Consider the following 19,558-nt stretch of genomic DNA (forward strand, 5'->3'; position numbering starts at 1 on the left):
GCGGGATGTAAGGAGTTTCCTCGTGTACTGATGCTAACAACGCGTAGGGATCAGAATTCCCTTTTGCCGCTTACGTGGGGGTGACCTCCGTCTCTGCCGGGGGCGGGCCGCGCAAAGCCGGGTGTCCAGACCGGCGACCAGAAGTTACCGAAGGGTAGAGACGGAGACGGCCGTCACATACTCTCGGTATATGAGTGATCAGCCGACCCCGCCGGACCGGTCGCCGGCGGGCGCCGCGGGGCACGACGAGCTCCGCGACCCTGCCCTGGACCCGACCGCCAGCTACGCGCTGGAGCCCGGCTACGTGCGGGCCCTCACCGAGCAGGTGGTCGCCACCAGCCGACGCACGGAGCCGTCCGTCTGCCCCGTCAACGGCCAGCCACTCGGGCACGTGCCGCAGTCCGAGCCGGGCGACGTCGCCGAGGCGTTCCGGCGGGCCCGGCGCGCGCAGCAGGCCTGGGTCCGGACGTCGCTCGACGAGCGCGCCGCGACCATGCTGCGGCTGCACGACCTGGTGCTCGACCGGCAGAGCGAGATCATCGACCTCATCTGCTGGGAGTCGGGCAAGGCCCGCAAGCACGCCTTCGACGAGCCGTTGCACATCGCGCTGACCGCCCGCTACTACGCCCGTTCCGCGCACGAGCACCTGGACAGCCACCGGGTGGCCGGCGTCGTCCCGGCGCTCACCCACGTCGAGGTGAACCGGATCCCCAAGGGGGTCGTCGGGATCATCTCGCCCTGGAACTACCCGTTCACGATGGCGCTCTGCGACGGGCTGCCCGCGCTGATGGCGGGCAACGCGGTCGTCGCCAAGCCGGACGCCCAGACGATGCTCAGCGCGCTGCTCGCCAAGCAGCTGCTGGAGGAGGCCGGCTTCCCTCCCGACCTGTGGCAGGTGGTCGCCGGTCCGGGCCGGGTGCTCGGGCCCGAGATCATCAGGCACGCCGACCACGTCTGCTTCACCGGCTCCACCGCCACCGGCGCGCTGGTTGCGCAGCAGTGCGCGCAGCGGCTGATCGGCTGCTCGCTCGAGCTCGGCGGCAAGAACCCGTTCCTGGTGCTCCGCGACGCCGACCTGGACCGAGCGGCCGAGGGCGCCGTACGTGCCAGCTTCTCCAACGCCGGCCAGCTGTGCGTGTCGATGGAGCGGATGTTCGTGGCCGACCAGGTCTACGACCGGTTCCTGGCGAAGTTCGTGGAACGCACCGAGGCGATGCGGCTGGAGGTGGGGCTCGGCTGGGGCAGCGACATGGGGTCGCTGATCTCCCAGGCGCAGCTCGACACCGTCGTGCGCCACGTCGAGGACGCCCGGGCCAAGGGGGCGCGCGTCCTGACCGGCGGCCGGGCCCGTCCCGACCTCGGCCCGTACTACTTCGAGCCCACCATCCTCGAGGGCGTCACCCCGGAGATGACCTGCTTCGGCGAGGAGACCTTCGGGCCCGTGGTCTCGGTGTACCGCTTCCAGGACGAGAGCGACGCCGTCGCCCGCGCGAACGCCGGTGACTACGGACTGAACGCCTCGGTCTACACCCGCGACGCCAGGCGTGGTCGCGAGCTGGCGCGGACGATCAGGTGCGGCACCGTCAACGTCAACGAGGCGTTCGCCGCCACCTTCGCCAGCGTCGACGCCCCGATGGGCGGCATGCACGAGTCCGGCATCGGGCGCCGGCAGGGCGGCGAGGGGATCCACCGCTACACCGAGACCCAGGCGGTCGCCACCCAGCGGCTGCTCCGGTTCGCGCCGGTGCTCGGGATGAGCGACGAGACCTACGCCAAGGTGATGACGGCGTACCTGCGACTGATGAAGAGGCTGGGAAGGAAATGACGATGACAGCTCAGGCACGTGAGGCAGGCGCGCTCGACTTCGACGTCCTGGTGGTCGGCTCCGGCTTCGGGGGGTCGGTCTCAGCTCTCCGGCTGACCGAGAAGGGCTACCGCGTCGGGGTGATCGAGGCGGGGGCGCGCTTCGACGACGAGGACTTCGCGAGCACCTCGTTCGAGGCCAGGAAGTTCCTGTTCCGCCCCGAGGTCGGCTGCTACGGGATCCAGCGGATCGACGCTCTCAAGGATTGCCTGATCGTGTCCGGGGCCGGGGTCGGCGGCGGGTCGCTGGTCTACGCGAACACGCTCTACGAGCCGCTCGACGCCTTCTACGACGATCCCCAGTGGCGCGACATCACCGACTGGCGCAGCGAGCTGGCGCCGTTCTACGACCAGGCCAAGCGGATGCTCGGCGTGGTGGAGAACCCGATCCGGACCCCGCCGACGACGTGATGGAGAAGGTCGCCGTCGAGATGGGGGTGGGGGAGACGTTCCACCCCGCCCCGGTCGGCGTCTTCTTCGGCGGCCCCGGCAGCCAGCGGGGCGAGCGGGCACCGGACCCGTACTTCGGCGGCGTGGGACCGGAGCGCAACGCCTGCACGGCCTGCGGCGAGTGCATGACCGGCTGCCGGCACAACGCCAAGAACACCCTGGTGAAGAACTACCTGTACCTCGCCGAGCGCAACGGTGCGGTCGTCCTCCCGCTCACCACGGTGACGCAGGTCGACGAGCGGCCCGGCGGCGGCTTCGACGTCACGGTCCGCTTCACCAAGGCGAAGCTGCGCCGTCGCTCGGCGACCCGGACCCTGACCGCCGATCAGGTGATCTTCTCCGCCTCCGCGCTGGGCACCCAGCGGATGCTGCACCGGCTGCGCGACGAGGGCCACCTGCCCCGCGTCTCGGAGCGGCTCGGCCACCTCTCGCGCACGAACTCCGAGTCGATCCTCGGTGCGATCGCGCCCGACACGAGGCTGGACTTCAGCACCGGGGTGGCGATCACGTCCAGCTTCCACCCCGACAAGGACACCCACATCGAGCCGGTCCGCTACGGCAAGGGCAGCAACCTGATGTCGCTGATGCAGACGGTGCTCACCGACGGGGCCGGTCCGGCGCCGCGGTGGCGCACCTGGCTGGGGGAGCTGTGGCGGCAGAGGTCCCACGTCCTCGACCTCTACGACATGAAGCACTGGTCGGAGCGGACCGTGATCGCGCTCGTCATGCAGAGCCTCGACAACTCGATCACCACCTACACCAAGCGCAACCGGCTCACCGGTCGGCGGTACCTCACCTCCAAGCAGGGACACGGCGTGCCCAACCCGACCTGGATCCCGGTGGGCAACGACGCCGTACGCCGGATGGCGAAGGTCGTCGGCGGGAAGGCCGGTGGCTCGATCGGCGAGCCGTTCAACCGGCCGCTGACCGCCCACTTCATCGGCGGCTGCCCCATCGGCACCGATCCGGAGCACGGCGTGATCGACCCCTACCAGCGCCTCTACGGGCACCCGGGGCTGCACGTCGTGGACGGCTCGGCGGTCTCCGCGAACCTCGGGGTGAACCCGTCGCTGACGATCACCGCGCAGGCGGAGCGGGCGATGGCGTTCTGGCCCAACAAGGGCGAGCCCGACCCCCGGCCGGAGCTCGGGGCGGCGTACACCCGGCTGGACCCGGTGCCGCCGCGGCAGCCGGTCGTGCCGGCCGCGGCGCCCGGCGCGCTCCGCCTGCCGATCGTCTCGGTCGGCTGAGCCGGCCCGGGCCTGCCCTGGAAAGGGGTCAGGGCCCGGCCGGGGAGGGAGGGTGGCCGGGCCCTGAACATGTCCGCAGCTGCACGGACTGAGGCGAGACCCGGCCTGGGAGGGAGCTGGAGCCGCCGGGTCTCTCGGCTGCTCAACGACGCCGCCGGACCGGGGTTACGCCGGGCCGCGAAGTTTTTTCCGGCGGCTGCCTGGCGGCCCACCGGACCGGGCCGGTCGATAGACTGCCCGCAGCGCCGGGCCTCCGGCGGGCAGCCCCCTTCCGAGCCTCACGAAAGTCCAGGTGACTCTGTCCCGTGAGCGAGCAGTGACCCCGGACCACGACCTGGTCCTCGTCGTCGACTTCGGCGCCCAGTACGCCCAGCTGATCGCCCGCCGCGTGCGGGAGGCGCGGGTCTACTCCGAGATCGTGCCGCACACGACGCCGGTGGCCGAGATGCTGGCGCGCCGGCCGAAGGCGATCATCCTCTCCGGTGGTCCCTCGTCGGTCTACGAGCCCGGCGCGCCTCGCGTCGACGCGGACATCTTCAGCTCCGACGTCCCGGTGTTCGGGATGTGCTACGGCTTCCAGGCGATGGCACAGGCGCTGGGTGGCGAGGTCGCCCGGACCGGGCGCTCGGAGTACGGCCGCACCCCGGTGACGGTGACCAGCGCCGGCACGCTGCTGCGCGAGGTGCCGACCGAGCACCGGGTCTGGATGAGCCACGGGGACAGCGTGGTCGCGGCCCCGGCGGGCTTCGACGTGCTGGCCAGCACCGCGGCGACGCCGGTGGCCGCCTTCGAGGACCTCGACCGCCGGATGGCCGGCGTGCAGTGGCACCCCGAGGTGCTGCACACCGAGCACGGCCAGCAGGTCCTCGAGCACTTCCTGCACGAGATCGCCGGCTGCCGGCCGACCTGGACGATGGTCAACATCGTCGAGGAGCAGGTCGAGAAGATCCGCGAGCAGATCGGCGACAAGCGGGCCATCTGCGGGCTCTCCGGCGGGGTGGACTCCGCGGTCGCCGCGGCACTGGTCCAGCGCGCCATCGGCGACCAGCTCACCTGCGTCTTCGTCGACCTCGGGCTGCTCCGCAAGGGCGAGGCCGAGCAGGTGGAGCGCGACTTCGTCGCGGCCACCGGCGTCTCCCTGCACGTGGTGGACGCGCAGAAGCGCTTCCTCGACGCGCTCGCCGGGGTGAGCGACCCCGAGGAGAAGCGCAAGATCATCGGCCGGGAGTTCATCCGGGTCTTCGAGGCGGCCGAGGCCGAGATCGTCGGCGACGCCGCCAGCCACGGGGCGAAGGTCGAGTTCCTGGTCCAGGGGACGCTCTACCCCGACGTGGTCGAGTCCGGCGGCGGCGCCGGGACCTCGAACATCAAGTCCCACCACAACGTCGGCGGCCTGCCCGAGGACCTCGAGTTCTCACTGGTCGAGCCGCTGCGCACGCTGTTCAAGGACGAGGTCCGCCTGGTCGGCGAGCAGCTCGGACTGCCCGCGGAGATCGTCTGGCGACACCCGTTCCCCGGCCCCGGCCTCGCGATCCGGATCGTCGGCGAGGTCACCCAGGAGCGGCTCGACATCCTCCGGGAGGCCGACGCGATAGCGCGTGAGGAGCTCACCCGTGCGGGTCTGGATCGCGACATCTGGCAGTTCCCGGTCGTGCTGCTCGGCGACGTACGCTCCGTCGGCGTCCAGGGCGACGGCCGCACCTACGGCCACCCGGTGGTGCTGCGGCCGGTGACCTCCGAGGACGCGATGACCGCGGACTGGGCCCGGCTGCCCTACGACGTCCTCGAGACGATCTCGACGCGGATCACCAACGAGGTCCGCGAGATCAACCGGGTCACCCTCGACATCACCAGCAAGCCGCCCGGCACCATCGAGTGGGAGTGAGTCCAGCGGGCGCCTGATCGCCCGGATCGGCAGCGCCGGCAGGTGGGTCCGGGGCATCATGAACGCGGATCAGCTCGGTCTCTCGGGGGAGTCGTCGTGAAGTCATGGGTGTGGGGCGCCGTCGCCGTCCTGGTGACGGGCTGTGCCGTCGCGTCGGGTCCGGCACTGGCGGACCCGGTCGGTGCCGGTGTGAGCACCACCAGCGGCAGCACGACCGGCACGGTCGTGCAGGAGGCGCCGGCGTACACCTTCGTCTCGGCGCCGGACTTCTTGAACGCCGATATGGCCGACGTCTCCGGCCTGTCCACCTGGGACGGCGTGCACAACAGCTGGAACGGCTCCTACGCGGCCTCCCTTGACGTGATCCTGGACCAGCTCGCGGCCGAGGCGCCCGACGACGTCCTGGTTGCCGGGGACACGGTGGAGGGGCACTGGGGGACCGACGTCGACGGGACCGGCATCTTCGGCCCCGTCGGGACGACGGCGGAGCGGCTCCAGGCGGTGCGCAACGCCGGTGACCTCTACTACGGCGCGTGGGTGCAACGGTTCCGCGACCACGGGCTCCCGGTCCCGCACGTCACCGTCGGCGACCACGAGATCGGTGACAACGCCTGGGGGCGCGGCACCTTCAAGTACGCCGCCTTCGGCACCTTCAAGCACACCTTCGCCCGGCACCTGATCGGGTCCCGCTACCGCGCCACGCACCGACCGCAGGGGACCGCGTTCAGCGACACGTCCTACTGGACCGCGCTCTCGCCCGAAGTGCTGCTGGTGTCCGTGGACGTCTTCCGCCGGCACGACCGGAACGTCTCCCCGCAGACCAAGGCGGTGACGGCGGAGCTCTCCGGCAAGCACCTGCGCTGGTTCGAGGACGTGCTGCGCCGGAAGGCGAGCCGCTATCCGTGGGTGATCGTCCAGGCGCACACCCCGATCGCGGGCCCCGTCCGCAGCGAGGGGTCGAGCAAGCTGATGCTGGCCGGTGGCACCGGCTCCGCGATGTGGAAGGCGATGGATCGGTACGGCGTCGACCTGTACCTCGCCGGAGAGGTGCACCAGGACACCGCCATCGACCGGCGTGCGGGTCCGGTGCAGATCAGCCACGGCGGTCTGATGTCGTTCGGCAGGACCCGCTACCTGAGCGTGCACGTCTTCGACGACCGGATGGAGATCAGCTCCTTCGGCTTCCAGGCCCGCGTCGACGACTCCGGCGAGCGCCTCTGGCAGACCTCCTCCAAGCGGGCGGTCCCCGGAGTGGTGGAGTACCTGCCGGGTGCGGTGCGGCTCGGGACCGCAGTCCTGACGCCGAACCGCAACCTGCGCCGTCGCACCGGGGACCTGGCGCCGGCGGCGGAGCTCGGACGCTGAGGGTCCTGATCGCGACGGAAGGAGACGTGTGAGCGAGCCGATCGACGACTTCTTCCGCGACCGCGTGCGCAGCCTGGCCGCGGAGGCGGCGCGCCCGCGGGACGCCGTCGTGGCCGACCCGTCGGACCCTTCCGACCAGGCCGGCCGGACCGACCGCACCGGTCCGGGGACGGTGCTCGCGCTCTTCGACGCCCAGGCGCAGAGCCGCCACCTGGACTTCGCCGCGCGCTGGCTGCAGTCCCGTGCGGAGGGGTTCTACACGATCGGCTCGGCCGGCCACGAGGCCAACGCGGCCCTGGGCCTGCTGACCCGGGTCGACGACCCGGCGCTGCTGCACTACCGCTCCGGCGGCTTCTACGCCGCCCGGGCGGCCCGGCACGCCGCCAGTCTCTCGCCGGGGCAGAGCGCCACCCAGCCGGTCCGGGACGTGCTGCTGAGCCTGACCAGCGCGGTCGCGGACCCGATGTCGGGCGGCCGGCACAAGGTCTTCGGCCACCCCGTGCTGCACATCGTCCCGCAGACCTCCACCATCGGCTCGCACCTGCCGCGCGCCGTCGGGCTGGCCTACACCCTCGGCTCGCTGCGCGGGGTGCAGCCGGACATGCCGTGGCCGCCGGAGGCGATCGTCGTCTGCTCGTTCGGGGACGCCTCGCTCAACCACTCCACCGCGCAGGGGGCGTTCAACGCCGCGGCATACCTGACCCACCGCGGGCTCGCCGTGCCGCTGCTGCTGGTCTGCGAGGACAACGGGATCGGGATCAGCACCCGCACCCCGACGGGCTGGACCGAGCAGGCCCTGCGCCGGCTGCCCGGCCTCGGGTACGTCGACGCGGCCGACCCGGAGCCGGACCGGCTGCTGGCCGACGTACGCCGCGCCGTCGACACGGTCCGCGAGACCCGCAGGCCGACGGTGCTGCACCTGCGGACGGTCCGCTTCATGGGCCACGCCGGCTCCGACGTCGAGCTCGGCTACCGCTCGCGCGGCGAGATCCTCGCCGACTACGAGCGGGACCCGCTGCTCGCCACCGCCGGCTACCTCGCCCGGCACGGCATCCTCTCGCCGGAGCAGGTGCTGGAGCGCTACGAGTCGGTGGGGGAGCGGGTGCGTTCCGAGGCCGAGGCCGTCCTCGGCGAGCGCCGGCTCCGTGATCGGGCGGAGGTCGTCCGGCCGCTGCGCACGCCCGCCGCGCCGCGCCCGCAGTCGCAGGTGGTGGCGGCGGACCGGGTGACGACCTGGGCCGGTGCGCTGCCGGAGGCGCAGGGGGCGCTCACCCTGGCCCAGGCAGTCAACGCGGCGCTGACCGACGTGATGCTCGCGCACCCGCACGCCGTCGTGCTCGGGGAGGACGTCGCGGTGAAGGGCGGCGTCTACGGCGTCACCCGCGGGCTCCGCAAGCGGTTCGGCGGCGCCCGGGTCCTCGACACGCTCCTGGACGAGCAGACGATCCTGGGCACCGCGCTCGGCGCCGCGCTGGCCGGGGTGCTGCCGCTGCCGGAGATCCAGTACCTCGCCTACCTGCACAACGCCGAGGACCAGCTGCGCGGCGAGGCCGCCTCGCTGCCGTTCTTCTCCGACGGTTCCTACCGCAACCCGATGGTGGTCCGGATCGCCGGCCTGGCCTACCAGAAGGGGTTCGGCGGCCACTTCCACAACGACAACTCCGTCGCGGTCCTGCGCGACATCCCCGGCCTCGTGCTGTGCGTGCCGAGCCACCCGCAGGACGCCCCGGCCCTGCTCCGCGAGTGCGTCGCGCTGGCCGAGCGCGACGGCCGGGTGTGCGTCTACCTCGAGCCGATCGCGCTCTACCACTCCCGGGACCTGCACGAGCCCGGTGACGGTGGGTGGACCGCGACCTACCCGCCGCCGGGCGACCCGTCGGACCGGGCCGGCCGGCTGGGCACGGTCCGCCGGCACGGCACCGGCACCGACCTGCTGATGGTGACCTTCGGCAACGGGGTCCCGATGGCGCTGCGCGCCGCCCGACGCCTGGAGGCGGAGCAGGTGGCCTGCACCCTGCTCGACCTGCGCTGGCTGGCGCCGCTCCCGGTCGAGGAGCTCCTCGCCGAGGCACGCCGCTTCGAGCGGATCCTCGTCGTCGACGAGACCCGGGCCGGCGGCGGTGTCTCGGAGGGGGTGCTCGCGGCGCTGGTGGACGCGGGGGACCCGCCGCGGCTCGCCCGGGTCACGAGTGCCGACTCGTTCGTCCCGCTCGGCCCGGCGGCCGCGCACGTGCTGCTGTCCGAGGACGACATCGTCCGCGAGGCGCTGCTCCTGCTGGGGCCGGGACCCGGGCAGCGCACGTCGTAGCCGTTCCGGCCGCGCCCAGGGGCGGATGTGCTTGTCTGTGCCGTCGGGAGAGCCCCAGGATGGGGGCGACCACCCACCACGTCGACCACTGCGAGGCACCGTGCCGCACACCGAGCTCCCGGCGAGCGCGTCCGTCGTGATCATCGGCGGCGGCGTGATGGGCCTGAGCACGGCGTACCACCTCGCGCAGGCGGGGGTGCGGGACGTGGTCCTGCTCGAGCGCTCCGAGCTCGGCTCCGGCTCCACCTGCAAGGCGGCCGGCGGGGTCCGCGCGCAGTTCTCCGACGCGGTCAACATCGAGCTCGGCCTCCGCAGCCTCGAGACCTTCGAGACCTTCGGTGAGACGTTCGGCCAGGAGATCGACCTGCACCAGGTCGGCTACCTGTTCCTGCTCGACCGGCCCGAGGACGTGGACGCGTTCGAGGCCAACGTGGCGCTCCAGAACGAGCTGGGCGTGCCGAGCCGGATGCTGGAGCCGGCGGAGGCGAAGCGGCTCTCGCCGCTGATCGGGACCGACGGGCTGCTCGCCGCCGCCTACTCGCCCCGCGACGGCCACTGCACGCCCGAGTCCGTGGTGCTGGGGTACGCCGGCGCCGCCCGTCGCGCCGGGGCCCGGCTGGTCCGCGACTGCGAGGTCACCGGCATCACCCGGGACGGCTCGAGGATCACCGGCGTGCAGACCACGCGGGGTCCGGTGGCCACCGACGCGGTCATCTGCACCGCGGGCGCCTGGTCGCGCGAGTGCGCGGCGATGGTGGACGTCGACCTGCCGGTGCTGCCGCTGCGGCGGCAGATCGTGCTGACCGAGCCGATGCCGGGCCTCGACCCGCGGACGCCCTTCACGATCGACTTCTCCACCAGCCTCTACTTCCACGGCGAGGGGCCCGGCCTGCTGCTGGGCATGTCCGACCCCGACGAGACCCCCGGCTTCAAGCTGGGCCGGTCCGACTCCTGGCTTCCCCGGCTGGGCGAGGCCGTCGAACGCCGGGCGCCCGCCCTCGGCGCCGTGGGTCTCGCCGGCGGCTGGGCGGGGCTCTACGAGATGACCCCGGACCACAACGCCCTCATCGGCGAGGCCCGGGACGTCTCCCGCTTCCTCTATGCGACAGGCTTCTCCGGGCACGGCTTCCTGATGGGACCGGCCGTGGGAGAGGTCATGCGCGACCTGTTCCTCGGTACGCCGCCACCGGTGGACGTCACCGGGCTCGACGCGCACCGGTTCGACCGCAGCGACACCCGACCAGAGCTCAACGTTGTCTGAGCACCAAGGAGCACCACGATGACCGCGCACGACATCCCCGGCCAGAGCGCCCTCGCCGAGCTGGCCCGGACCACGGCCCGACGCTGCGGGGTCGACCTCGATGCGCACGCCGGCGACAGGGGCGTCAGCTCCCCGGTCAACGGCGAGCAGCTGACGTCGCTCTCGTGGACCTCGGCGGACGGCGTGGACGCGGCCGTCGCTCGCGCCCAGGAGGCCTTCCGGGTCTGGCGGACGGTGCCGGCCCCGGCCCGCGGCGCGCTGGTGAAGCGGCTCGGCGAGCTGCTCGCCGTCCACAAGGACGACGTGGCCACGCTGATCAGCCTGGAGGTCGGCAAGATCACCTCCGAGGCCCGCGGCGAGGTGCAGGAGATGATCGACATCTGCGACTTCGCCGTCGGGCTCTCGCGGCAGCTCTACGGCCGCACGATGCCCTCGGAGCGACCCGGCCACCGGCTGATGGAGACCTGGCACCCGCTCGGTGTCGTCGGGGTGGTCTCGGCGTTCAACTTCCCGGCCGCGGTGTGGTCCTGGAACACCGCGGTGGCGCTGGTCTGCGGCGACCCGGTCGTGTGGAAGCCGTCCGAGCTGGCCCCACTCACCGCCCTCGCCTGCCAGGCGATCCTGGCCCGGGCGATCGCCGAGTGCGACGCGCCGGGCGACCTCTCCCAGGTCGTGGTCGGCGGCGCCGACGTCGGGCAGGCACTGGTCGACCACTCCGGGGTCGCCCTGCTCAGCGCCACCGGGTCGACCCGGATGGGTCGGGCCGTGGGGCCGCGCGTCGCGGACAGGTTCGGACGCTCGCTGCTCGAGCTGGGCGGCAACAACGCCGCCGTCGTCGGCCCCAGCGCCGACCTCGACCTCGCCACCCGCGGGATCGTGTTCTCGGCGGCCGGCACCGCCGGTCAGCGGTGCACCACGATGCGCCGCCTCATCGTGCACAGCAGCGTCGTCGAGGAGCTGGCCGACCGGCTGGTCTCGGCGTACGGCCGGCTGCCGGTCGGCGACCCGATGGCCGAGGGCACCCTCGTCGGCCCGCTGATCCACGGGGGCGCCTACGAGGCGATGCAGGACGCGCTGAGCCGCGCCGCCGCCGAGGGCGGCAAGCTCGTCGCCGGGGGCGGCCGCGAGCTCGCGGACGCTGCCCCGAACGCCTACTACGCGCGGCCCGCGCTGGTCCGGCTGCCGGAGCAGACCGCGGTGGTGCAGCGGGAGACCTTCGCGCCGATCCTCTACGTGCTGCCCTACGACGACTTCGACGAGGCGATCGCGCTCAACAACGCCGTCCCGCAGGGGCTGTCCTCGAGCGTGTTCACCAACGACCAGGCGGAGGCCGAGCGGTTCCTGTCGGCGGAGGGGTCCGACTGCGGCATCGTCAACGTCAACATCGGCACCAGCGGCGCCGAGATCGGCGGTGCCTTCGGCGGCGAGAAGGAGACCGGCGGCGGCCGCGAGTCGGGCTCCGACGCGTGGCGTGCCTACATGCGTCGGGCCACCAACACCGTCAACTACTCCGGCGAGCTGCCGCTCGCCCAGGGTGTGGACTTCTCCGTGTGAGGGGAGCGGCGTCGGCGCGTCCGGCCGCTCCTGCGCGCGTCCGGCGGATTCGGGGGCGAAGATCGCTACGGGCGGGGCCCCCGGACGACGTACGCCGGCGCCACCCCGCGCGGTGATCGGGCCGTGATGACGGCCGGAGGGGTGAGGGGGCCATGCTCGTGCGCGAGCTGGAGCAGCAGGTGCAGGAGCTGGAGCGACGCAACGCGGAGCTGCGGCGTGAGCTCGCCGAACGCGCCCGGGAAGCGGAGGCCTCGCGGGTCGCCGAGGCCGAGCTCCGGCTGATGGTGGATGCGATGCCGCAGATCGTGTGGATCGCGCGGCCGGACGGCTGGCACGTCTACTTCAACCAGAACTGGATGGACTTCACCGGTCTCACCCTGGAGGAGAGCCTCGGAGACGGCTGGAACCCGCCGTTCCACCCCGAGGACCGGGGCGCTGCCGCCGTCGCCTGGGAGCAGGCCACCCGCACCGGCGAGCGCTACGAGATCGAGTACCGGCTGCGCCGCTTCGACGGCAGCTACCACTGGATGCTGGGCCGGGCGATACCCCTGCGGTCGGACTCGGGGGAGATCGTGAAGTGGTTCGGCACCTGCACCGACATCGAGGAGCTCAAGCAGGCGCAGGCGCGGATCGGCGACCAGGCCCGGCTGCTCGACCTGACCCAGGACGCGATCCTCGTCCAGGACCTGGAGCACCGGGTGGTGCTCTGGAACCAGGGCGCCGAGCGGATCCTGGGCTGGTCGGCGGAGGAGGTCCGCGGCCGGTCCCTGGTGCAGCTGATCGCCCCGGACGGCGACCAGCTCGCGAGCGTGATGGACCGGCTGCTCGAGCGGGGCGAGTGGAGCGGCGAGCTCACCGTGGTCGACAAGGCCGGGGCCGAGGTGGTCATGGAGGGCCGGTGGAACCTGCTGCGCCACGACGACGGCACTCCCCGGGCCGCGCTCGCCGTGAACACCGACGTCACCGAGCGCAGGCGTGTGGAGGCCGCGCTGCTGCACGCCCTGGAGGCCCGGGCCACCCACGACACCTTGACCGGCCTGGCCAACCGGGCGCTCTTGTTCGACCAGCTCGAGCTGCTGCTCGGCCAGCGCCACCGGACCGGGGTCGCGGTCGCGTTCATCGACCTCGACGCCTTCAAGTCGGTCAACGACCGCTGGGGCCACCGCGCCGGCGACCAGGTGCTGGTGCACGTCGCCGAGCGCCTCCGGGAGACCATCCGGCAGGGTGACGTGGCGGCCCGGATCGGCGGCGACGAGTTCGTCGTGGTCGGTGCGGCCGACGACCCGGAGACGGCGCTGCGGCTGGGGGAGCGCCTCGCGGACGCCGTCGCCGGGACCACGGTGGTCGAGGGCCGCGAGGTCGCGGTCTCCGCCAGCGTCGGGGTCGCGTTCGTCGGCCGGGACGAGGTGGTCGGTGCCGACGACCTCATCTCCCGGGCGGACTCGGTCATGTACGACGTGAAGCGGCACGCCGCCGGGGGTGCCGGGATCGAGGACGCCCCGGCCGCCGGCGGGGCGCGGCCGGCCTGAGCGGTGCCGGTGCCGGTGCGCCGGTGCCGGGCCGGGCCGGTGGGGTGCGTCCGGCTACGGTCGCAGGCATGGAGCTCCCGCTGCCCCCGCGCGCCCGATGAGCCGCACGCTGCTGGTCGGTGCCGGCTTCGTGGTCGTGGTGGTGGCCTACGCGGTGCTCTCGCAGGTGTGGGTCTCCGCCGAGCCCGGCTGGTACGCCGCGCTCCCGAGGCCGCCGTGGCAACCGCCGGACTGGGTGTTCGGGGTGATCTGGCCGCTGAACTTCCTGGCCCTGCTGGCCGCCGGCGTGGTGCTGGCCCGCGCCGACCCGGTCCGTGCCGGACCGGTGCTGGCGGTCCTCGCGGTGGCGGTGGTCTTCGCACTCGGCTGGGCCTACCTGTTCTACGTCCCGCACGCCCTCGCCGCCTCCGCGGTGTCGCTGGGCATCGCGGCCGCCCTGACCTGGGTGCTGCTGGTGCTCGCGGCCGGAGTCGTCGGGTGGACCGGCGTGCTGCTGGCGCCGTACGCCGTCTGGGTGAGCCTGGCGACCAGCCTGGCGGTCTGGTACGCCGTCGAGGTCTGAGCGCCGGAGCCGCCGGGGCCGTATGGTCGTCCCGGTCGTCCGTCGATCCGCCGAGGAGGAGCCCGTGGACGAGGTGCCCTGGGTGCGGCTGCTCTCGATGGCCGTCACCGTCGCGCTCGAGTCGCTGCACGAGCAGCTCGCCGAGGCCGGCCACCCCACGCTGCGGCCAGCCCACGGCTACGCGCTCAACGCGATCCTGAACGGCCACGACACCGCCTCGGCGATCGCGCCGGTGCTCGGCATGACCAAGCAGGGCGCGGCCAAGCTGCTGCAGGCCCTCGTCGACGAGGGGTACGTCGACGCGGGTCCGGCCGCGGGGGACGCCCGGCGCCGGCCGTACGTGCTGACCGAGCGCGGGCGGAGCGCCATCGAGGCGTCGGTGCGGATCCAGGCCGAGCTGGAGGCGCAGTGGGCGGATGTGGTCGGGCAGCGGCAGCTGCGCACCGCCCGGCTGGCCCTGGAGAAGGCGGTCCGTGCCGGCGCCGAGGGCGAGCTGCCGCCGGTGCGGCCGAGCTGGTGAGGCAGGTCCAGACCGGCATCCCCGGTTGATGGACAACCGGGTGGTCGATCTCTAGATTAGACAAACAAGTTGTCTATCTAGGAGATCGCCATGACCCAGCACGTCCCGCTCGCCGACACCCGCGCCGTCGCCACCCCGGCCGCCACCATGCGCACCTACGCCGCTCCCTCGACCGCTCCCGGGTTGCCCCTGGCGGTGTGGCGCACCGAGCTGCCCGCCGGCAGCGCCGGCCCGCTGCACCGGATCGACGTGGACCACGTCGTGGTGGTGGTGCAGGGGACACTGGTCGCCGAGGTCGACGGCGTCCGCAGCGAGCTCCCGGCCGGTGACGGCATCGTGCTGCCGGCCGGTCGTCCGCGCCGGCTGGCAGCCGGCCCCGGGGCCGACGTGGTGACGCTGACCTCGGCGCTGCCCGGCTCGCAGGCCCAGGTCGGCGACGGCGACCCGGTGGCCGTGCCCTGGGCGTCCTGACCGCTGCGGCCGCTGCCGCTAGCCTGCGGGGATGCTCGCCGAGGGGTACGTCGTCCGCCCGCTGCGCCTCGAGGACGCGGCGGCCCTGGCTGCGGCGTACCAGCGCAACCGCGAGCACCTCGCGCCGTGGGACCCGGTGCGGCCCGAGTCGTTCTACTCCGTCGACGGACAGCGGGCCGCGATCGCCTCGCAGCTCGAGCAGGTCGAGCAGCTGCGAGGCGCCGCCTGGGTGCTCGCGCACGGTGACGACGTGGTCGGCCGCGTCAACCTCAGCAACATCGTGCTGGGCGTGCTGCGCAGCGGCAGCGTCGGCTACTGGGTCGACGCCGGCCACCTGCGTCGCGGGCTCGCGCTCGCCGCGGTCGAGCATGCCTGCGACGGTGCGCGGGCGCTCGGGCTGCACCGGGTCGAGGCCGGGACGCTGCTGCACAACGCGGCCTCCCAGGCGGTGCTGCTGCGCGCCGGGTTCGTGCACTACGGGACCGCCCGCCGCTTCCTGTTCATCGGCGGCGCGTGGCAGGACCACCACCTCTACGAGCGGATCCTGCACGACGACCCGCTCTGACCCGCCGGGCTCAGCCGCCGCCGAGGTGGCGGCGGAGCCGGGCGTTGTCCTCCTCGAGGGTGAGCACCATCGCGATCCCCGCGAGGTTGAGCCCCTCGGCGAGCAGTGCGGCGATCCGGCGCAGGCGCCGGATGTCGTGGTCGCTGTAGAGCCGGGTGCCGCCGTCGGTGCGCGCGGGCTCGACCAGGCCGCGACGCTCGTAGACGCGGAGGTTCTGCACGCCCGTGCCCACCAGCTCGGCGGCCACGGAGATCGCGTAGAGGCCCTGGCGCGGATCGCGCGGCTGCTGACCGGTCATGGGGATCCACCTCCTCCGGCCCTTGTCGCTGCTTCCCGATAGTGCTATACAAAATATGTATCAGTCAATACAGGGCCTGGCTGCGGTCCGGCCCTCAGGAGCCACTGGAGGTGGACCGATGCCGATGTTGATGCGTACCGACCCGTTCCGTGACTTCGACCGTCTGGCCCAGCAGCTGCTCGGCCCCGGCACCACGTCGCGGCCCACCGTGATGCCGATGGACGCGTGGCGGGAGGGTGACACGTTCGTCCTGGAGTTCGACCTCCCGGGCGTGCGGCCGGAGACCGTCGACGTCGACGTCGAGCGCAACGTGCTGACGATCCGTGCCGAGCGGCCGGCGCCCAACGGGGACTGGGAGATGTTGGCCTCCGAGCGTCCCACCGGCCTGTTCAGCCGGCAGCTCGTGCTCGGCGACAACCTCGACCTCGAGCACGTCAGCGCCGACTACGACGCCGGTGTGCTGCGGCTGCAGGTGCCCGTGGCCGAGAAGGCCAAGCCGCGCAAGATCGAGGTGAGCACCGGGTCGTCGCAGGAGCAGGGCGCGATCACCACCTGAGAGGTGGCCCGTCCGGCCGGGCGGTCGGCCCCTGGGCGGCGGCGCGGCCGGGCGGGCATCGAGGCAGGCGGCGACGCGGATGGTGCGCCGCGTCGCCGCCGTACCGCGCCGGCGCGGGGCGGTGTCACAGCCCGAGCGACCGGCCGATGATCTCCTTCTGGATCTCGGTGGTGCCGCCGTAGATGGTCTGGATCCGGCTGTCCACGAAGGCCCGTGCCACGGGGTACTCGCTCATGTAGCCGTAGCCGCCGTGCAGCTGCACCGCCCGGTCGACCAGCTTGGCCTGCAGCTCGGTCGTCCACCACTTCGCCATCGCCGCCAGCGACGTGTCGAGGGTGCCCTCGTTGTGCCGGCGGACGCAGTCGTCGACGAAGACCCGGGCGATGTGGGTCTCGGTGGCCATCTCGGCGACCAGGAACCGGTTGTGCTGGAAGGCGCCGATCGGCCGGCCGAACGCCTCCCGTTCCTTGGCGTAGTCCAGGCACATCGCCAGCACCTGCTCGCAGGCGGCCGCGGCGATCGTCGCGATCGAGAGCCGCTCCTGGGGCAGGTTCATCATCAGCGAGATGAACCCGGAGCCCTCGGCGCCGAGCAGGTTCGCCTTCGGCACCTCGACGTCGTCGAAGAAGAGTTCCGCGGTGTCCTGGGCCTTGAGGCCGATCTTGTCGAGGTTGCGGCCCCGCTCGAAGCCGGGCATGCCGCGCTCGACGACCAGCAGGCTGATGCCCTTGTGACCGGCCTCGGGGTCGGTGCGGGCGACCACGATCACCAGGTCGGCGTTGATCCCGTTGGAGATGAACGTCTTGGAGCCGTTGAGCACGTAGTGGTCGCCCTTGTCGACCGCGGTGGTCCGGATGCCCTGGAGGTCGCTGCCGGCCCCGGGCTCGGTCATCGCGATCGCGGTGATCGTCTCGCCGCTCACGCAGCCGGGCAGCCAGCGCTGCTTCTGCTCCTCGGTGCCGAGGCTGGTGAGGTAGGGGACGATGATGTCGGTGTGGACCGGGAAACCGGGGCCGGTCGCGCCGCCCCGGGCGAGCTCCTCGGCCATCACCATGTGGTAGCGGAAGTCGCGCACCCCGGCGCCGCCGTACTCCTCGGGCACGTCGAAGCAGAGCAGCCCGAGCGCCCCGGCCTTGGTCCAGAGCTCGCGCGGCACGATGCCGTCGCGCTCCCACTGCGCGTGGTGCGGGGCGATCTCCTTCTCCACGAACGAGCGGACGGTCTGCCGGAACGACTCGTGCTCGGGCTCCAGCAGAAGCCGCGTGGCCCGGCTCACGAGACCCACTCCTTCATCTGGCGTACGACGGCGGCCGGGTCCTCGGCGACCGGGCGGACCTGCAGGTTGGTGACCCCGGACTCCTCGAACGCGGCGATCCGCTCCTTGACGTAGGACTCCGGCCCGACCAGGTTGCACATCTCCAACATCTCCTGCGGGACCAGCGCCTCGGCGTCGCGCTTGTTGCCGCCGAGGTAGAGCTCCTGGATCTGCTCGGCCTCCTGCTCGTAGCCGTACTGCCGCGCCAGCGTGTTGTAGAAGTTCTTGCCCTTGGCCCCCATGCCGCCGACGTAGAGCGCGACCATCGGCCGGGCTAGGTCCAGCACCCCCTTGACGTCCTCGCCGATCGCGACCAGCCCGCCGGCGACGACCTCGAGCGGCCCCAGGCCCTCCTGCCGCTTGGCCTTCCCGGCGGCGAGCGCGTCGCCCCAGACCGAGGGGGCCTTCTCCGGGGCGTAGAGGAACGGCAGCCAGCCGTCGGCGTACTCGGCGGTGCCGGCGACGTTCTTCTCGCCGAGCGCGGCGACGTAGATCGGGATGCTGGAGCGCTCCGGCTTGGTGAGCATCTTCAGCGGCTTGCCGAGGCCGGTGCCCTGGTCGGCCGGCAGCGGCAGGTCGAACACCTTGCCGTGGTAGTCCAGCGTCTCCCGGCGCAGCGCGGCCCGGACGATCTCGACCACCTCGCGGGTGCGGGTCAGCGGCCGGTCGTAGGGCATCCCGTGCCAGCCCTCAATCACCTGCGGTCCCGAGGCGCCCAGGCCGAGGATGGCCCGCCCGCCGCTGACGTTGTCGAGGCCCGCGGCGGTCTGCGCCAGCGCGCCGGGGGTGCGCGAGTAGACGTTCAGGATCGCCGAGCCGATCTCGATGCGCTCGGTCCGCGCGGCGAGGTAGCCCATCAGCGTGGGGGAGTCGAACCCGTAGGCTTCGGCCACCCAGACGGTGTCGAGGCCGGCCCGCTCGAGGCCGACCACCTCGTCGGCGGCCTCGCGGGGGTTGCCGGCGTACATCAGCATGGTGGACAGCTTCACGTGGCAGGTCCTCTCGGCCGGACGGACGCCGGCACGGGTCTCGGCAGCAGGGGACTGACGCCACTGTGACAGCATCACTGTCATCGATCAAGACGCCGGCGCCGGTCGTCAGTCACCAGTTGTCAGGAGGAACGCGAGTGAGCAGCTTCGACATCGCCGTGGTCGGCGGGACCGGGCCGCAGGGCAAGGGTCTGGCCTACCGGTGGGCCCGGCACGGGCACCGGGTGGTGCTCGGCTCCCGCTCCGCCGAGCGCGCGGAGGCCGCGGCCGGCGAGATCCGCGAGCGGGTCCCGGACGCCGACGTCCGCGGTGCCGACAACGCCGCCGCGGCGGCCGGTGCCGCGGTGGTGGTGCTGGCGGTGCCGTACGACGGGCACGACGAGCTGGTCGCGGAGCTGGCCGGGGCGCTGGAGGGCAAGGTGGTGATCTCCTGCGTGAACCCGCTGGGCTTCGACAAGCAGGGGCCCTACGGCCTGGACGTGGAGCGCAGCGCCGCCGAGTCCGCCGCCGCCCTCGCCCCGCAGGCCCGGGTCGTCGGCGCCTTCCACCACGTCTCGGCGGTGTCGCTGTGGGGGCAGGAGGACTACCTCGACCACGAGGACGTCCTGGTCTGCGGCGACGACGCGGAGGCGAAGGCGGTGGCGATCGAGCTGGCCCGCTCGGTGGTCGGCCGCGACGGGGTGGACGCCGGCCGGCTCCGGCTGGCCCGCCAGCTCGAGCCGCTGACCGCCGTGCTGATCTCGATCAACAAGCGCTACAAGACCCGCTCCGGGGTGGCGATCTCCGGCCTGCCGCGCTGAGCCACCACCCGCGGCAA

At 72.8% G+C, this 19,558-nt stretch carries 16 protein-coding genes and 1 pseudogene; 14 read left to right on the forward strand and 3 right to left on the reverse strand.

All coding sequences use genetic code 11. The annotated features are described in order from the left end of the window. Nucleotides 1–190 precede the first annotated feature (190 nt). The 12 genes and pseudogenes from H9L09_RS12835 to H9L09_RS12890 all read left to right on the forward strand — a co-directional run bounded on the left by H9L09_RS12835 (nucleotide 191) and on the right by H9L09_RS12890 (nucleotide 15,583). Nucleotides 191–1,825 (forward strand): succinic semialdehyde dehydrogenase, encoded by a 1,635-nt coding sequence (locus H9L09_RS12835; RefSeq protein WP_187577316.1) that lies wholly within the window; start codon nucleotides 191–193, stop codon nucleotides 1,823–1,825. Nucleotides 1,826–1,827: 2 nt separating this feature from the next. Then, nucleotides 1,828–3,563 (forward strand): annotated as a pseudogene (locus H9L09_RS12840) (GMC oxidoreductase). 316 nt (nucleotides 3,564–3,879) lie between these two features. Further along, nucleotides 3,880–5,448: a glutamine-hydrolyzing GMP synthase gene (guaA, locus tag H9L09_RS12845; RefSeq protein ID WP_187580868.1), complete on the forward strand. Its 1,569-nt coding sequence runs from the start codon at nucleotides 3,880–3,882 to the stop codon at nucleotides 5,446–5,448. Between the two features lie 96 nt (nucleotides 5,449–5,544). Continuing rightward, nucleotides 5,545–6,813, forward strand: a complete 1,269-nt coding sequence (locus H9L09_RS12850) for a metallophosphoesterase family protein (protein ID WP_187577317.1) — start codon at nucleotides 5,545–5,547, stop codon at nucleotides 6,811–6,813. Nucleotides 6,814–6,841: 28 nt separating this feature from the next. Further along, the gene (locus H9L09_RS12855; RefSeq protein WP_246456000.1) at nucleotides 6,842–9,121 is read left to right on the forward strand and encodes a transketolase C-terminal domain-containing protein; all 2,280 of its coding nucleotides are present in this window, start codon (nucleotides 6,842–6,844) and stop codon (nucleotides 9,119–9,121) included. A gap of 100 nt (nucleotides 9,122–9,221) precedes the next feature. Then, nucleotides 9,222–10,382 carry an NAD(P)/FAD-dependent oxidoreductase gene (locus tag H9L09_RS12860; RefSeq protein WP_246456001.1) on the forward strand — a complete coding sequence of 387 codons (1,161 nt, stop codon included), beginning with the start codon at nucleotides 9,222–9,224 and terminating at the stop codon, nucleotides 10,380–10,382. An 18-nt stretch (nucleotides 10,383–10,400) separates the two neighbouring features. Beyond that, entirely contained in the window at nucleotides 10,401–11,936 is a 1,536-nt protein-coding gene (gene amaB, locus H9L09_RS12865; protein WP_187577319.1) for an L-piperidine-6-carboxylate dehydrogenase, read from the forward strand. A gap of 152 nt (nucleotides 11,937–12,088) precedes the next feature. Beyond that, nucleotides 12,089–13,465, forward strand: a complete 1,377-nt coding sequence (locus tag H9L09_RS12870; protein WP_187577320.1) for a sensor domain-containing diguanylate cyclase — start codon at nucleotides 12,089–12,091, stop codon at nucleotides 13,463–13,465. A gap of 97 nt (nucleotides 13,466–13,562) precedes the next feature. Next, entirely contained in the window at nucleotides 13,563–14,027 is a 465-nt protein-coding gene (locus H9L09_RS12875; RefSeq protein WP_187577321.1) for a tryptophan-rich sensory protein, read from the forward strand. A gap of 64 nt (nucleotides 14,028–14,091) precedes the next feature. After that, on the forward strand, nucleotides 14,092–14,547 hold the full coding sequence (locus H9L09_RS12880; RefSeq protein WP_187577322.1) for a MarR family winged helix-turn-helix transcriptional regulator: 456 nt from the start codon (nucleotides 14,092–14,094) through the stop codon (nucleotides 14,545–14,547). A 90-nt stretch (nucleotides 14,548–14,637) separates the two neighbouring features. Beyond that, nucleotides 14,638–15,018, forward strand: a complete 381-nt coding sequence (locus H9L09_RS12885; RefSeq protein ID WP_187577323.1) for a cupin domain-containing protein — start codon at nucleotides 14,638–14,640, stop codon at nucleotides 15,016–15,018. 31 nt (nucleotides 15,019–15,049) lie between these two features. Further along, nucleotides 15,050–15,583: a GNAT family N-acetyltransferase gene (locus tag H9L09_RS12890; protein WP_187577324.1), complete on the forward strand. Its 534-nt coding sequence runs from the start codon at nucleotides 15,050–15,052 to the stop codon at nucleotides 15,581–15,583. A gap of 10 nt (nucleotides 15,584–15,593) precedes the next feature. Here H9L09_RS12890 and H9L09_RS12895 read toward each other — a convergent pair whose 3' ends face one another. Then, a complete protein-coding gene (locus H9L09_RS12895; RefSeq protein WP_187577325.1) occupies nucleotides 15,594–15,881 on the reverse strand; it encodes a MerR family transcriptional regulator in 288 nt (95 codons plus the stop codon). A gap of 118 nt (nucleotides 15,882–15,999) precedes the next feature. Here H9L09_RS12895 and H9L09_RS12900 point away from each other — a divergent pair, with 118 nt between their 5' ends. Continuing rightward, on the forward strand, nucleotides 16,000–16,437 hold the full coding sequence (locus H9L09_RS12900) for an Hsp20/alpha crystallin family protein (RefSeq protein WP_425491681.1): 438 nt from the start codon (nucleotides 16,000–16,002) through the stop codon (nucleotides 16,435–16,437). A gap of 124 nt (nucleotides 16,438–16,561) precedes the next feature. On the opposite strand, the gene H9L09_RS12905 is transcribed toward H9L09_RS12900, so the two are convergent. After that, the gene (locus tag H9L09_RS12905; protein WP_187577326.1) at nucleotides 16,562–17,713 is read right to left on the reverse strand and encodes an acyl-CoA dehydrogenase family protein; all 1,152 of its coding nucleotides are present in this window, start codon (nucleotides 17,711–17,713) and stop codon (nucleotides 16,562–16,564) included. Then, nucleotides 17,710–18,741 (reverse strand): LLM class F420-dependent oxidoreductase, encoded by a 1,032-nt coding sequence (locus H9L09_RS12910; protein ID WP_187577327.1) that lies wholly within the window; start codon nucleotides 18,739–18,741, stop codon nucleotides 17,710–17,712. Before H9L09_RS12910 ends, H9L09_RS12905 begins: the two co-directional genes overlap by 4 nt. A gap of 137 nt (nucleotides 18,742–18,878) precedes the next feature. Between H9L09_RS12910 and npdG the strand changes: the two genes are divergently transcribed. Beyond that, entirely contained in the window at nucleotides 18,879–19,541 is a 663-nt protein-coding gene (npdG, locus tag H9L09_RS12915; RefSeq protein ID WP_187577328.1) for an NADPH-dependent F420 reductase, read from the forward strand. The last annotated feature ends 17 nt before the right edge of the window (nucleotides 19,542–19,558 follow it).

The sequence above is a fragment of the Nocardioides mesophilus genome (assembly GCF_014395785.1).
Classification (GTDB): Bacteria; Actinomycetota; Actinomycetes; order Propionibacteriales; family Nocardioidaceae; genus Nocardioides_B; species Nocardioides_B mesophilus.